The organism is Algoriphagus boritolerans DSM 17298 = JCM 18970, from assembly GCF_900108085.1.
Taxonomy (GTDB): Bacteria; Bacteroidota; Bacteroidia; order Cytophagales; family Cyclobacteriaceae; genus Algoriphagus; species Algoriphagus boritolerans.
The window spans coordinates 111,789-126,754 of record NZ_FNVR01000007.1 but is presented as its reverse complement, the minus strand read 5'-3'; the positions used below and the strand labels follow the sequence as shown (position 1 = coordinate 126,754).

The window sequence follows — 14,966 nt, the reverse complement described above, 5'->3', positions numbered from 1 at the left end:
TTTAACTTAGTTATCTTGAATAAAACCAACCCACCAACGATTTAAAAATCCTTGGTAGGTTACTTCTAACAAAAAGCTGTGCCGTATAAAGAGCGAGAAATAGAGAAAAAATATTATTCCATCGGGGAAGTTGGGGAAATGTTCAAGGTAGCGCCATCACTGATCCGCTATTGGGAAGGTGAGTTTGATATCATCCGTCCCAAAAAGGATAAAAAAGGTAACCGGCGCTACACTAAAGATGATATCCAAAAGATCCGATACGTTTACCATTTGGTAAAAGAAAAGGGATATACCCTTCAGGGTGCGCAGGAAGTCATTGCTGCAGGTAAAACCCAAGGATTTGACAAGGTAGCAGCTGTTCAGAAGCTTCAGGAAATCAAGGACTTTTTAATTAATCTTAAGAATGAACTTAAAGCCCGAAACAGATCCTGAAAACCTACGCTATCATTTGGCACTTTCTCAGGCTCCCAAAGTCGGCCCAGCCATTTTCAAGGCAATATTAGCTTACAGTGGATCCGCTCAAGCATTTTTCAGCCTGAATAAAGCCAAAGCAGCCAAAATCCCCCGTGTCGGAGAAAAACTTTTAGCCATTCAGAAACAAGCGGAATCGCTTCTTGAGAAAGCAGATGACTTGATCAACCTCAGCGAAAAAAAGGGATTTAAAATCATTATCTCCACCGAACCAGCCTTCCCTTCCAGACTCAAAATGCAGGAGGATGGTCCTGTTATTCTTTTTGTGCAGGGAAAAGGGGAGCTGAATTTCGAGCGAAGCGTGGGAATCGTCGGTACCCGCAGTGCAACAATTTACGGCAAATCGATCACTCGCAAAATCGTGGAAGATCTTCTTCCCTATCAGCCGGTAATTATTTCCGGTTTAGCTTATGGCATCGACATCGAATCCCACCGGGCAGCGCTACAGGTTGGACTGCCTACCATTGCAGTGATGGGTTCGCCTATTACTCAAATCTATCCGGCAATTCACAAAAAAACAGCGGAACAACTTCAGGAGACCGGAATATTAATGAGTGAATATGCTCCGGGAAGCACAATGGTGCCGGGAAATTTTCCTGCCAGAAATCGGATTATTGCCAGCCTTTCCGATGCCTTGATCGTGGTGGAAGCAGCAGAAAAAGGTGGGGCTTTAATCACTGCTGAAATCGCCTACAGCTACAATAAAGACGTATTTGCAGTACCTGGAAACCTTCAATCCCCATTTTCTGAAGGCTGCAATCACTTGATCCGAAAAATGAAAGCATCCATTTACACCGGACCAAATGACATCGCTGAGACTTTATTCTGGTCCAAACCCGGAGAAAAAAAGATAAAAAAACCAATCTTGGATTTGGCTGGTCGGGATGAGGAAGACACTGCCATATTGAGGTTACTTTTGGAAAAAGGAGAATCTGAAATCGATCAAATCAGCTATCAGACTGAGATTCCCTTAGGCTTGCTTTCCTCCAGATTGCTATCACTTGAATTTGAGGGAATCGTGAAGTCCCTGCCGGGAAAAAAGTTTAAGTTGATGGTTTAAAAATTGAAAGCTTTCCTTCGAAAATATCTTCCAAATTCAGTCTGAATCCTTCAATGCAGGAAGATCCAACTGTATCTCCAGATACAAATAGTTTTGACGACTGATATTTTCCCTTGATCAATTCCACCGTTTCCTCCATCTCCCAAGTCAAATAATCAGCATAGGTGTAGCGTCTATATTCTATATCTGGCTCTTTTACAAGGTGTTTGCCCTCATTTTCCATAACTTAAACCTACAAAAAATTCAAATTTGTTAGATAAAATCAATTGAACCATTTTGTGGACAAGAGCCTATTAAAGTTCCCTACCTCCCCTTAATCTTCCTGATCAATTTCGGATAATACCAGAGATAAAACCCACTCAAACTCATCAAAATCAAGCCCATTGCAGTCAAAGTGGAGTAAGTCAATTTGGTCGCCTCATCACCTCCAAGGTAAAAATCGACGATACTACCATCATGCACCTTTTCGATCCAGTCTGAATGGCGTGTTTCTATAGATAATACCTCACCGGATAATCCATCCAATTGAACTTCGGTAAAATGGGTTTTGAACGTCACCTTGGCTACTCCTTTGTCTGGTCGAATATCTATCCGATCCACTTCCGGATCCCTTCCCATTTTCCGCATTTCCCCTTCCCCGATTTGGATCATCTGAGCTGGCAAAATCCAAGAACCATCCTCAACCGATGTTTGGAGTGTAGGAGGAAGCAATTCGGCCTTTTTCTTCCATGCTAAAAGAACTGAAGTAATTCCAATGATGAAAAAGAACACGATTAATGGAACACCCATCCACCGGTGCAGTATTCTAAGCCAACGTAAAGATCTTACTTTACTTTGAATTCTACGTTCAGTCATCAATTAGGAGTTGAACACAAAATGAGTAAGTTTCATGGCCTCAACAAGTTCTGACTTATTCAAACCTAGGGAATAACCCTCCGACTCCAATGTTTCAATCATCACCTCAGTAGCCATATTTCCTACAAGATCATCTTTGGCCATGGGGCAGCCACCTAAACCATTCAAGGCTCCATCAAATCGTTTACAACCTGCTCTCAATCCCGCTAAAACCTTCTCAGCGATAGACTCTCGCCTGCTGTGAAGGTGTGCGCCAAATTCAATTTGCGGAAAGGCCTGGATCTGCACTTCAAAAAGTTGAGTAATCAAATCAGGGGTAGCTATACCAATCGTGTCAGACAGCGAGATCGTCTCTATCTGCAATTGGGCAAGCTTTTCTACGAATTCGGCCACCAATTCCGGTGAGTAAGGATCGCCATATGGATTACCAAAGCCCATACTGAGATACACCACTTGCTTTTTACCTTTTACTTCGCAAAGATTCTGAATTGTTTCCACTGTTTTTAAAGCTTCCATAATACTTGCATGAGTATTTCGCTGCTGAAAAGTCTCTGAAACAGAAAGTGGAAATCCCAGAAAGTCAATTTCAGGAAATGATAGTGCCTCTTCTGCCCCTCGGAGGTTGGCAACTATTGCCAATAATTTGGATTTGGAATCATGAAAATCCAATAAGTCCAAAACCTCGGCTGTATCCCGCATTTGTGGAATTGCCTTTGGGCTCACAAAACTTCCAAAGTCAATCGTATCAAATCCCACTTCCAGTAATTGATTGATGTAAGCAGCTTTGATGGCAGTATCTATAAATCCGGGAATTCCTTGCATCGCATCCCTGGGACATTCGATCAATTTAATCATGTCCGAAAGTAATAAAGTTCCTGTGAGCTGCTTTAAAATTTTCCTTCTGAAGCAAAAAATCGATTCCTGCGGAAAACCAGACTTATAAGTGCTTACTCACTGGTAACAAACATCTCAAATGGGGTAATTTGGGGCATTAAATCCATAATGTGCGAATTAAACAATCAAGAAAAACAGGGGGCATTCTGCTCAAAATGAAGCTATTTCAAAAAAGAAGGCACTTTTTCCACTTAATTCAAAATTGGTTGACCAATTGCAAATGAAAGTGATAGTACCATCAATTCTTTCACTTAACAAAATTCAACTATGAAAATCAAATCAACATTACTGATAGGTGCTGCTTGTATCGGCATTATTGCGTGTGAAACCAATACCTATACCGAACAGGACAGACTTACAGCAACTGCCAACCTGAATGCTTTTGTAGACAGCGTGGAAACTTCTTTAAAGACTACCCCGACACACGATTGGAGTGCAATTGATTCAAGATTTGATAGCTTGGAATCTAGAGCAGACAAAGTCTACAAAGACCTGAAAATGGAGATCACTGAGATCGAACTAATCGAAACTCGCTATGAAACAGCAATTGAAAACGCCAAGCGAATAGAGGAAAACTTCCAAAAAACTGCCGAAATGCATCTTCAAAACATCGAAAAGTGGTGGGAAACCACTTCCAAGGAACCTACTGCCACCAGAGCTAAAACCATTGCAAATATTGAATCCACAACTAGGGAAAGTCTGGATTGGTTGGAGAAAAATTTCAATAACCTCAGCGAAGACAGCAAAGAAAAGTATAATAAAATTGTTGACGAACTGGGAAAATCCTAATTCATTCAAAAAATACCAAACCCGCTGATTTCAAAATCAGCGGGTTTTTTAATGCTAAAACACCTCCTTGGCAATCTTGTAAGTAGCCTCTGCCTTGCTCATCGTGTAGAAATGAAGCGATGGAACTCCGGCAGCCACCAGCTCTTTGGATTGTTGAATAGCCCATTCAATTCCCACGTTTTTGACATCCGCATTGGTATTGCATTTTTCCAATTCATCCATCAAATCATCCGGAAAATCGAGGAAAAACGTTCGTGGAAGCATGGTAATTTGACTCAGGGTAGTTATCGGTTTGATTCCCGGAATGATCGGAACATCGATACCCACCTCCCGCACTCTTTTCACAAAGTCAAAGAACTTCTGATTATCAAAAAACATCTGAGTTACAATGTATTCTGCACCTTTATCGATTTTCTCTTTGAGGTATTTCAAATCAAACTTCATACTCGGCGCTTCGAAATGCTTTTCAGGGTAACCTGAAACTCCCACACAAAAATCGGTATGAAAGCTGTTTTCGGTCTCTTCATGCAAGTAATGGCCATGATTCATTCTGACGATTTGATCCACTAGCTCACTTGCATAAGTATGACCATTTGGCTCTGGAATAAACCTACCCTCCGACTTAGGCGCGTCACCACGCAGGGCGAGCACATTGTCCACTCCAATGAAATTCAGGTCTATCAGCGCATTTTCGGTTTCCTCCTTCGAAAAACCCCCACATAAAATGTGCGGAACTGCATCCACCTGGAAGCGGCTCATAATCGCAGCACAGATTCCGACTGTCCCGGGACGCTTCTTGGTACTCACCTTCTCCAAAAGGCCGTTGGGATGCTTTTTGTAAATAAATTCCTCCCTATGGTAGGTCACATCTACAAAAGGTGGCTTGAATTCCATCAACGGGGCTATTCCTTCCAAAAGTTCTTTTAAACTTTGGCCTTTAAGCGGAGGCAAAACCTCAAAAGAAAAAAGTGTAGAAGTGGCGTTTTTTAGGTGTTCGGTTATTTTCATATGATTATTATCTGTTTTTAAAGGCCATATGGAATCTCGCCATATGGGCATTATCCTTTTGGATGACGTAATTCGTCAGGCTCGATTTCATAAAACTGAAGTTGCTACGGTCTGAATGGGTGAATAGGCCAGATTTGGAGATAATAAGCGCTCGGCCTGTTTTAGCGTGATCCCTTTTCGCTCCGCATAACTTGCCACTTGGTCCTCTCCGATTTTACCCAAACCAAAATATTTACTCTCCGGATTTCCAAAGTAAAATCCGGATACCGAACTTGTCGGATACATGGCAAAACTGGAAGTCAGGGAGATTCCGATGGACTTCTCCAAATCCAAGAGTTCCGAAATCGTGATTTTTTCAGAATGCTCCGGACAGGCAGGATAGCCTGGTGCAGGTCGGATTCCCGGATATTCTTCTCGGATGAGGGAATCATTGTCCAAACCCTCTTCGGTCGAATAGCCCCAGTAATTTTTCCGCACTTGCTCATGGACATATTCAGCAGCTGCTTCGGCAAGTCGATCTGCCAAAGCCTTGAATAGGATGTCATTATAGTCGTCACCTGCTGCCTGAAACTCCGCGAGTTTGGTTTCCATCCCCAAACCTGAAGTCACCGCAAAGCAGCCCATGTAGTCGGTTTTCTCAGGATGAAGGTAGTCCGCCAAGGATCTGTTTGGCACTCCTTTTCCTTTTTTGCCCTGCTGTCGCAAAAAGTGGAATTTGGCAATTTCCAAGTTGGCATCATCGGGTCCTAAAACTACAGCATCATCTTCCGATCGTTTGACCGGAAAAAGCCCAAAAACCGCTTTTGCAGAAAGCCACTTTTCAGCAATCAATCTATCAAGCATCTCCTGCGCATCGGCAAATAGCTTTTTGGCTTCATTGCCTACTATTGGGTCTTCCAGGATTTTTGGATATTTCCCGCTCAGCATCCAGGTACTGAAGAATGGAGTCCAGTCGATATATTTTCGCAAAACAGAAAGATCCAAGTCGTCTAGGATGGTTCGTCCCAGCACTTTTGGTTTCACCGGCTCAAAGGTCGTCCAGTTTATTTCTACCGGATTGGCCTTGGCTTCTTCATAGCTCACCAGCTGCTTGACCAATTGCTTTGCTTCATGCTCTTCCCTTAGCTGCCGGTAAGTTTCCTTGATTTGAAGTCGGTACGCATCTTTAGTTTCTTCTGAGATTGCCTCACCGGCAATCGGAACAGACTTACTCGCGTCGGTCACATGGATCACGATACCGGAATACATCGGATCGATTTTGACAGCAGTATGGATTCGCGAGGTCGTCGCACCCCCGATCAGCAATGGAATCTTCAGTCCCTGTCGCTCCATTTCGGAAGCGACATTGACCATCTCATCCAGTGAAGGTGTGATTAATCCGCTCAAGCCAATGATATCCACGTTGTTTTTGATCGCTTCATCAATGATTTTCTGAGAATCCACCATCACCCCAAGGTCAATGATTTGGTAGCTGTTACAGGCTAAGACCACTCCGACAATGTTTTTTCCGATGTCGTGCACGTCACCTTTGACTGTGGCAAGCAGGATTTTCTTCAATGAGGAAGCTTCCTGACCCTCCTCGGGCAAAGGCATGAATGGCTCAAGATAGGCCACAGCCTTTTTCATTACACGCGCGGACTTCACCACTTGAGGAAGGAACATTTTTCCCTCGCCAAAAAGATCACCAACCACATTCATCCCGTCCATAAGCGGGCCTTCGATCACCTTCAAAGGGTTGACCAACTCCAGTCGGGCTGCTTCGGTATCCTCTACAATAAAGTCCAAAATACCCTTCACGAGTGCATGTTCAATTCGTTTGGCCACAGGATCTGATCTCCAGGCTTCGTTGACGACTTCTTTTTTGCCGGCAGCTTTTACCGTTTCAGCAAAATCGAGCAGTCGCTCAGTCGCATCTTCTTTTCTGTCAAAAAGCACGTCCTCTACCCGCTCCAAAAGGTCTTTTGGAATGTCATCATAGACTTCGAGCATGGAAGGATTTACGATCCCCATATCCATTCCATGCTTGATTGCATGGTAAAGAAATGCGGCATGCATCGCTTCACGCACCCGATCATTTCCACGGAATGAGAAGGAAACGTTACTCACTCCCCCGCTGACTTTAGCACCTGGAAGATTATGCTTGATCCATTTGGTTGCTTGGAAAAAATCGAGGGCATTTTTGCGATGCTCCTCCATCCCAGTGGCTACCGGGAAAATATTCGGATCAAAAATGATGTCTTGAGAATTGAATTTAACCTGATCGACAAGAATTCGATAGCTTCGTTCACAAATTTCAATTCGGCGCTCGTAGGTATCGGCTTGACCTTTTTCATCAAAAGCCATTACCACCACAGCGGCACCAAACTTTTTGATCGTCTTGGCCTGTTGGATAAATTCCGCCTCCCCGTTTTTCAGGGAAATGGAATTGACGATCCCTTTTCCCTGCACACATTTCAATCCGGCGAGAATTATACTCCACTTCGAGCTGTCTATCATGATCGGAATCCGGCTGATCTCAGGCTCCGAGGCAATAAGATTCAAAAATTTGACCATCGCAAACTCTCCATCCAACATTCCCTCATCCATGCAGACATCCAAAATTTGCGCTCCTCCACGCACTTGATCCAAAGCGATCTCGAGTGCATCGTCATATTGCCCGTTCAGAATCAGCCGGGCAAACTTCTTGGAACCTGTGATATTTGTCCGTTCCCCGATATTGACAAAATTGATAGTTGAGGTAAAAACTAGAGGCTCAAGGCCCGATAGTTTCATATAGTTCCTGTTATACATTGCTTCCCTCCTCCTCGAATACTTCGTTGATTTTTCTGGGCTTAAATTCAGCTGCCATTTTTGCCAAAGCAGAAATGTGCTCAGGCGTAGTGCCACAACAACCTCCCAGAATATTCAGCATTCCTTCTTTCAAAAAGTCACGGACTTGATCGGCCATTTCATTTGCCCCTTGGTCATAAGCACCAAACTCATTGGGTAATCCGGCATTGGGATATGCTGATACATAGAAGGGGGCATTTTGAGCCAATACTTTTAGGTATGGTCTCAATTCTTTTGCGCCCAAGGCACAATTTAATCCTACAGAAAGCAAGGGAACATGCGAAATTGATATCAAAAACGCTTCGGTTGTCTGACCTGATAAAGTTCGACCGGACGCATCGGTGATAGTCCCTGAAATCATGATTGGAATCCCTCCTTCCTTCGGGTCTAAAGGAATATTTCGCTCCTCATACACATCCTGAATGGCGTACAAAGCAGCTTTGGCATTCAGGGTGTCAAATATCGTCTCAACCAAAATAAGGTCTACCCCCCCGTCCAGTAAACCCCTCACCTGCTCAGCATAAGCTTCAGCGAGTTGATCAAATGTGATCGCACGATAACCCGGATCATTCACATCCGGAGAAAGCGAAGCTGTTCTATTGGTGGGGCCGATTGCTCCCGCTACAAATCTCGGTTTGTCAGGCTCCCTTTCGGAAAATTCATCTGCCACCGCTCTTGCCAGCTTTGCCGACTCATAATTGATCGCATAGGCAAGATGGGATAATTCATAATCCGCCTGAGCAATGGCAGTCCCAGAAAATGTATTTGTTTCAATGATATCCGCTCCGGCTTCAAGATATTCCCGATGAATCTGTCGAATAATATCCGGCCTGCTTAGTGAAAGTAAGTCGTTGTTACCCTTAAGTGATTTTGGGTGATCTGCCAATTCGGGGGTTCTAAAATCCTCTTCTGTGAGTTTATAGCGCTGAATCATGGTCCCCATGGCTCCATCGAGGATCAAAATTCGCTTTTCAATGGCCTGAAGTAGGATTTCTGTTCTGTTTTGCATCGATTGGTAATTAAATCAAAAAGCGAATCGAGCAAAACACGGAGAAGAGTTACAGGTAACTTGTCCGCTCATCTGTTCCCGGTCATTCCCGGAATGGGAGTTAGCACCTTGTTTACAGGTTGCTAAGACGTCGCAGGGCCCTTCCCTCAGTCTTTCTCGATAAGCTGTACAAAGGTAATAGCATTTCGATAAAAAAGTTTACCTATTATTTGAAATTCAGGTGGTTTTTTGACCCAAAGTTAATAAAAACTTAATCAAGGTCGTACTCCAAGAGTCAATCCAACCATAGGCCCAGTCATATATCGGCTCATGCCGAGCTCACCGAGACGATAGTTTCCCATGGCTAATTCATAACCGGCGGAGGCGCTGACGACCAGGTCGAAAAAATTCCGTTTCGTGACGGGTATTCCATATTCAAAGATTATTTCAGGCTTTGCCATCATACCGGAATTTCGCAAGTATCCATCAAAGTTCCTTCGCTCAAATAGCTCGGGAAAATCCGGTTTTTGGTTTTGAGTTAACGTGTATCGAATATTTCCGTAACCGATTCCGGCCAGTAATCCGACTGCAAAATTTTTAAGCTGAAAAAATTTCAGTCCTGCATTTCCATAGATTCTGAGGCTATTCAGCGAATGACTTTTACCAGTATTGGCTCCTCCCTCCAAGGCTGAATTGAACACATCAACTCCATAAAGTAGCCCATCAGTTTCACCCAGGATTCTTATGCCCACATTAGCAGGTTTACCATCGAATGGCACATATCCAGATTTTTTAAGCTCTGCATTCAGGATATCCGGGTTTCGAAAATGAAATCCCCGGAAAAGTGAAATTCCGATGGAAGCATCTTTGTAGAAGAAATTACGGTCCGGAAGCGAAATTCCTGCTCCCAACCTTAAAAAAGCACCGGATTGGGTATTGTCAAAAGACATTCCGTTCATTTGCCATTTGCCTTCAAAAGGACTAAAAGAATAGCCGAATTTTGCCAGAATTTCGATGGCTTCTTTTCTACCCGGCAAATCGAAATCATAGCTCAACTGAAATCCAATTTCCGTCAAAAAATCCCCAAAATATTGTGTGCCTTTATGAATATTATTTTCCCGAAGGATAAAACCTTCTTCCGGTTCGAGAAGAAAGAACGCCAAATTCCGGGTGTTTTCGGAGGGAAGCATCTCAAAATTCAAATATCCTACCCCCAGTGACATGTAGTGTATCAACTGGAATTTCCCCTCCTCTGTCAGGGCGTATCCGACATTCAACAGGGCTCTTGTCGTCCTGTATCTGATCTCATATCCATCAAAGTTACTGGCTTTGCTTTGATGGTGGGAAAGCTCAAGACCAGCCAAAAAATCATTAATTCTAGCCTGATAACCAATCCCATAAGTACGATACCTGTTTTGCAAAGGAGAAAGTCCTCTGAGCGATAGCATTTCGTTAAACTGACGGAGATTAGCTCCTGAAACACCCGTAAATCCATACAAGGAGGATCGCTTATTAAGCAATCCCTGCGCCTGAAGGAGGAATGGAAATACCAAAAGAAAAAGAAGAAGAGTGTACCCTCTGGTTCGCGTCATTTAATCCGGGTTGAAAAGCTGCAGTTAAGATTTGCTATCCTTGGCAAAATTAATGCTAAACCTCAGTTTTAACTTGATCTTTTGGGTTGAGATATTTCAGAATTTTCTCATATAGTAGTTCCGGAGTGAATGGTTTGGGTACAAAATCATTCATTCCACTGGCTTTCATCTCTTCTTTTATTTCGTTCAAAGAAGCGGCTGTCAAGGCTAATATCGGTATGGCAGATTTTTGTGGATCAGGATGATTACGGATTGCTTTTGCCACTTCAAAGCCATCAAGTTCAGGCATTTGAAGGTCCAGGAGCACCAAATCAAAGTTTTCGTAATTGAACTGCTCCAAGGCTTGCTTACCATCTGAAGTAATAATCAAATTACCCACAGCCCATTTGGTCAAGAATTTTCGAATCAAAATTTGATTTACGGCATTGTCCTCTGCCACGAGGATTGAAGTATTTTCCAGTGAGCGATGCTTTGCCAATTTTCCTGCCCGATCTGTTTCGAGTTGCCTGGAGTCCACAAATTCATACGAAATGACAAACTCAAAAATACTTCCACCCCCTTTTCTTGGTCTGACTTCGATTTCACCACCCTGAAGCTCAACCAATCGCTTGACAATAGCCAGGCCCAATCCGGTACCTCCGTATTTGCGACTTGTGGAAGAAGATGCCTGTGTAAATGCCTCAAAGATGGATTTTCGCTTGTTTTCCGGAATGCCAATTCCGGTATCTTCAAATACAAACTTGATATCCGTGTGATTGCCATTCGTAAATTCTCTGGAAATTGAAATCCTCACAAATCCAGTTTCGGTAAACTTGATTGCATTGGACACCAAATTATTTACAATTTGACCAATCCTAAGTGAATCGCCGATCAGCGTTTGGGGGATTGCTTCGTCAATTTCACAGGAAATTTTAAGCGACTTTTCATTTGCCTGAAAACTATGAGAATGAACGATCCTGTGGGTGATATTGCGAATATCAAATGGAGCAAGCTCCAACTCCACCTTGCCTGAGTCGATCTTGTTATAATCAAGAATATCATTGATCAGTGCCATGAGGTTTTCTGCCGAAAACTGTAGCGTCTTCAAGTTTTCCAATTGGTCTGGTCTCGGATCCTCCTCCATGAGAAAGTGAGCCAATCCAATGACTGCATTCATGGGGGTTCGAATCTCATGACTCATCACTGACAAAAACTGTGACTTGATTTGCGAGGCTTGTTCCGCTTTTTCTTTTGCAAGAAGTAGCTCTTTTTGGGTCTCCTTGAGCTTAGAGATATCTCGGGCGACTCCGGTGTAGTAGCGATGAATCCCTTCCTTGTCTTCGATTAATTTTCCATTGGAACTGAAAACCCGGTACTCCCCGTTTTTATGCCTTAATCGGAACTCAAGAAACTGATTTTGAGCAAGAAAATCCTTCTCTTCTCCGAGCATTTCCTGGAAAACACCCAAATCATCCGGGTTGATAAAATCAAAAATACTCCGTCCTATTACCTCTTCCGAATCATAGTCTAAGAACTGTTTAACATTGGGAGAAACATAATGAAGCAAAAATGCCTCTGTAAGAGAGAAAATTATTTCCGTTGAATCCTCCACCAGGCGTCGGTATTTCTCTTCAGACTGTTGGAGATCCTTTTTGGCTTGAAATTCATCCTGAATGTCTCTGACTATACTCAGCGCATACTCTACCTGACCATTTTCTACAATAGGTCTAATGGTACGATTATAATGTCTCTCATTGAACAAAAACTCGGACACCACGATTTCTTGATTGAAATACACCCGATCCAAAATGGCATTAATTTCCTCGTAGGGGGTGAGTTGAAATTCGCTGAGTTTCTTGCCTTCAAAATCCTCCCGTCTCAATCCCCACTTCTCAAAGTTGGTACCTTCAGCCAGGATATATCGCCTTTCCTTGTCAAGTAAGAAAATGTTTGTTTCGGGAATATTTGAAGCTAGGACGCGGTATTGTTCGTCGCGTTGGGATTTTAAGATTTCGAGATTCTTGCGGTCGGATATATCCTGAAATAATCCCTCATGCAGCAAAATTTCACCGGAATCTGAGAAGATGTCGCGGGTTCGATCTTCTACCCAGACAATTTCTCCAAGACTTGTCCTGATCCGATACTCCCCTGAAAACGAGGGTATTCCTACTTTCAACAATTTATTTTTCGAATACTCCAAAAGAATATCCTTATCCTCAGGATGCAATAAATCCAGGAAAGAAGTCCCCTTTTGGACCAAATCAGAAGCATCATATCCGAATAAATTGATGTTTTCGGAGATGTAATGAATTTTATAATTGTCATTGGGATCAACCCTGAAAAGCACCGCAGGACTATTTTCCACAATCAACTGAGCCCTTTTGGCGATCTGTTCTGATTTATGCTTTTCTTCCAGACCTCTTAAAATCACAGAATAACCTATTTTCTCCTTCCCCTCTGCGTGAATTGCCTGAATTGAGATTTCAAACGGAGAATAATGGGTATGCTTTGTCTGGATATTTCGGACCAGATTCTTCACTTCGCCAACCTGAAGATCTTGGCAAATTTCAACTAGCTTTTCATCACTATTCCAATAGATGGTGACTAAGTCTCCCAAAAACCCCTCATAATCTCTGGCAGTTTCGGGACAGCAAAGTTGAATAGCGGCTTCATTGAGGTAAATTACCTCCAATTCTAAGTTAGTGACCAAAATTGGGTCACTCACCTGAGCCAAAATTTGTGACTGAAGCCTTAAATAGCTGTCTGATGCTCTTAAATGTGTGATGTCAGTACAAAAGCCATAGACTTCCAAGCCCTGTGTAAAGAGTTCCCGCTTCCCTTCTATTTCATAGCTGAGATGCTTCGTTTTGCCCAAAGAGTCCGAGATCGTAAACTCTCCCGAGGTTCGGGACAATTCTTTACTTGCCTTTCTCAAATTTTTGACAAACTCGGATCTAAAAGGTTTATCAATTCTAAAAATCAAGGAAGAGAATTCTTCTGAAATTGGCTTCGAGCCCAAACCAAATAAATTGGCAAATCCACCGGAGCAATAAAACCGGTTTTTGAAGGTACTGTACCTCCATGAGCCGGATTTGGATAGCATCTCGGTCTGAGTGAGCAGGTTCTCATTCCGCTCTATTTTTCGATTCATCAGGCTTCCCAGATAGGAACCTGCCAAAACATCTCCCAATTGACGGAGCACCTGGATTTCTTTTTCCTCAAATGGGAAATCAGCAGGACCTGATTCAAAGCGGATCAATCCCAGTAGTTTATTTCCGGAAATCATAGGAATCAAAATCCTGGAGTTTTTTAAGCTCCTGACTGCTCGGTCAGGCCCTATTTCACTGGTTATCAGCCTTACTTTTCCTTTTTCCAGAAAAGATTGATTTTCAAAAATCAATTTCAATTCGTCGTTGTCAGGCAAAAGTTTCGAGTTTTCCACCTTGGAGGAAGACCAGGAAGTCAAGGCCTCCAATACTTCGGTTTCTTTGTTGAAAACAAGTATCTCAGCATGGCTGGCGTCAAGAAAATCTCCAAACCTGGCTAATCCTACGAAAAACTCGGATTCCATTTCACTGAAATTCCCACCTATGATTCGGGCTGACAAATGAATGATCAGATTTTCAATTTCATACCTTCTTTGCAGTGATTTTTCGGTCTGCACATATTCGGTCACATCTCTTGAACTGAAAATAATCCCATGGATCTGAGGGTGATCAAGAAGATTTTTGGCGAAACTTTCCAGATAAATCCGTTTTCCATCCCGCAGTTTCACCCAGAAGTCTATGGCAACTTCTTCTTTAGTCCGTAGGGCTTCATAAAAATCCCCTTTGACAATCTCAATTGAACCTAAGGCAGCAAAGTCACGAAAATTCTTCCCGATTATCTCAGCTGGAACGAAACCCAATTTTTCAGTCACTGAGTCACTGATAAACTTATAATTCCCATCCTTATCCAGAATGGCAATCATATCATGACTGTTGTTCAGAATGCTCTGCATGTAGCGCAACTCCCCGGAAATCACCTCCCCTTTTGATCGCCCGAGGGTAGCTTTATTCGTTACTGCGCCTTTTGATTCCGTCCCTTTTGCAATCAAAAAGCGTGAATTATAACTCGACGGAAGATTGATAAATCCCCAGTCAAACTGCTGTAGGGATCCTGCTTTTGAAAGCAGCGATTTGCTGATTCGAAGAGAAGGAACTGATCCTGTCCGGAAAAAATCATCCAGTGCACGGGTAAGTTCTGGAGAATCAAAAAATAGTTTCCAATTATCTGAAATGGGATTGAAATTTTCCAAAAAGAACCGATTGAAAAACAGGATATCCTCAGAATCCATCAAAAACAGCGGTTCCTGGATTTCATTAAAAAAATCAGAAATATCAAACTGCTGGAAATGGGTCATGAATTTTCGCGAGATTTTTTAGTACAACGAACAGTTTGTACCAAATCGGACAGTAATATTTGAAAAGAAAATCTTAAACACAAACCTTGATTACCTTTA

10 protein-coding genes, 1 pseudogene and 1 riboswitch are annotated in these 14,966 nt (G+C 42.8%); of the genes and pseudogenes, 3 read left to right on the top strand and 8 right to left on the bottom strand.

All coding sequences use genetic code 11. The features are described from left to right. Positions 1-78: 78 nt before the first annotated feature. On the top strand, positions 79-432 hold the full coding sequence (locus tag C4S61_RS08875) for a MerR family transcriptional regulator (protein ID WP_103924437.1): 354 nt from the start codon (positions 79-81) through the stop codon (positions 430-432). Then, the gene (gene dprA / locus C4S61_RS08870) at positions 404-1,531 is read left to right on the top strand and encodes a DNA-processing protein DprA (protein ID WP_103924436.1); all 1,128 of its coding nucleotides are present in this window, start codon (positions 404-406) and stop codon (positions 1,529-1,531) included. Before C4S61_RS08875 ends, dprA begins: the two co-directional genes overlap by 29 nt. A 106-nt stretch (positions 1,532-1,637) precedes the next feature. On the opposite strand, the pseudogene C4S61_RS21660 reads toward dprA, so the two are convergent. The 3 genes and pseudogenes from C4S61_RS21660 to C4S61_RS08855 all read right to left on the bottom strand — a co-directional run. Next, positions 1,638-1,754: pseudogene (locus tag C4S61_RS21660) on the bottom strand (Uma2 family endonuclease); the annotation flags it as partial. Positions 1,755-1,834: 80 nt separating this feature from the next. Beyond that, entirely contained in the window at positions 1,835-2,386 is a 552-nt protein-coding gene (locus C4S61_RS08860; RefSeq protein WP_103924434.1) for a PepSY-associated TM helix domain-containing protein, read from the bottom strand. Positions 2,387-2,389: 3 nt separating this feature from the next. Continuing rightward, positions 2,390-3,241, bottom strand: coding sequence for a hydroxymethylglutaryl-CoA lyase (locus C4S61_RS08855; RefSeq protein WP_103924433.1), 852 nt, complete (start codon positions 3,239-3,241; stop codon positions 2,390-2,392). A 306-nt stretch (positions 3,242-3,547) separates the two neighbouring features. Here C4S61_RS08855 and C4S61_RS08850 point away from each other — a divergent pair, with 306 nt between their 5' ends. Then, positions 3,548-4,069: a hypothetical protein gene (locus C4S61_RS08850; protein WP_103924432.1), complete on the top strand. Its 522-nt coding sequence runs from the start codon at positions 3,548-3,550 to the stop codon at positions 4,067-4,069. Between the two features lie 54 nt (positions 4,070-4,123). Here C4S61_RS08850 and metF read toward each other — a convergent pair whose 3' ends face one another. From metF to C4S61_RS08825, 5 genes are all read right to left on the bottom strand, one after another. After that, a complete protein-coding gene (gene metF, locus C4S61_RS08845; protein ID WP_103924431.1) occupies positions 4,124-5,077 on the bottom strand; it encodes a methylenetetrahydrofolate reductase [NAD(P)H] in 954 nt (317 codons plus the stop codon). A gap of 87 nt (positions 5,078-5,164) precedes the next feature. Then, on the bottom strand, positions 5,165-7,849 hold the full coding sequence (gene metH, locus C4S61_RS08840; protein WP_235009897.1) for a methionine synthase: 2,685 nt from the start codon (positions 7,847-7,849) through the stop codon (positions 5,165-5,167). A gap of 10 nt (positions 7,850-7,859) precedes the next feature. Further along, positions 7,860-8,915 carry a homocysteine S-methyltransferase family protein gene (locus C4S61_RS08835; RefSeq protein WP_103924429.1) on the bottom strand — a complete coding sequence of 352 codons (1,056 nt, stop codon included), beginning with the start codon at positions 8,913-8,915 and terminating at the stop codon, positions 7,860-7,862. 65 nt (positions 8,916-8,980) lie between these two features. Next, a riboswitch (SAM riboswitch) is annotated at positions 8,981-9,081 on the bottom strand. Between the two features lie 88 nt (positions 9,082-9,169). Then, positions 9,170-10,486, bottom strand: coding sequence for a hypothetical protein (locus C4S61_RS08830; RefSeq protein ID WP_200820556.1), 1,317 nt, complete (start codon positions 10,484-10,486; stop codon positions 9,170-9,172). Between the two features lie 55 nt (positions 10,487-10,541). After that, entirely contained in the window at positions 10,542-14,867 is a 4,326-nt protein-coding gene (locus C4S61_RS08825; RefSeq protein WP_103924428.1) for a PAS domain S-box protein, read from the bottom strand. Positions 14,868-14,966: the final 99 nt, after the last annotated feature.

Coding starts and splice junctions, on each gene's coding strand:
- C4S61_RS08855 (WP_103924433.1), bottom strand. CDS start 3,241: ATGATTAAATTGATCGAATGTCCCAGGGATGCGATGCAAGGAATTCCC.
- C4S61_RS08830 (WP_200820556.1), bottom strand. CDS start 10,486: ATGACGCGAACCAGAGGGTACACTCTTCTTCTTTTTCTTTTGGTATTT.
- dprA (WP_103924436.1), top strand. CDS start 404: ATGAACTTAAAGCCCGAAACAGATCCTGAAAACCTACGCTATCATTTG.
- C4S61_RS08850 (WP_103924432.1), top strand. CDS start 3,548: ATGAAAATCAAATCAACATTACTGATAGGTGCTGCTTGTATCGGCATT.
- metH (WP_235009897.1), bottom strand. CDS start 7,849: ATGAAACTATCGGGCCTTGAGCCTCTAGTTTTTACCTCAACTATCAAT.
- metF (WP_103924431.1), bottom strand. CDS start 5,077: ATGAAAATAACCGAACACCTAAAAAACGCCACTTCTACACTTTTTTCT.
- C4S61_RS08825 (WP_103924428.1), bottom strand. CDS start 14,867: ATGACCCATTTCCAGCAGTTTGATATTTCTGATTTTTTTAATGAAATC.
- C4S61_RS08860 (WP_103924434.1), bottom strand. CDS start 2,386: ATGACTGAACGTAGAATTCAAAGTAAAGTAAGATCTTTACGTTGGCTT.
- C4S61_RS08835 (WP_103924429.1), bottom strand. CDS start 8,915: ATGCAAAACAGAACAGAAATCCTACTTCAGGCCATTGAAAAGCGAATT.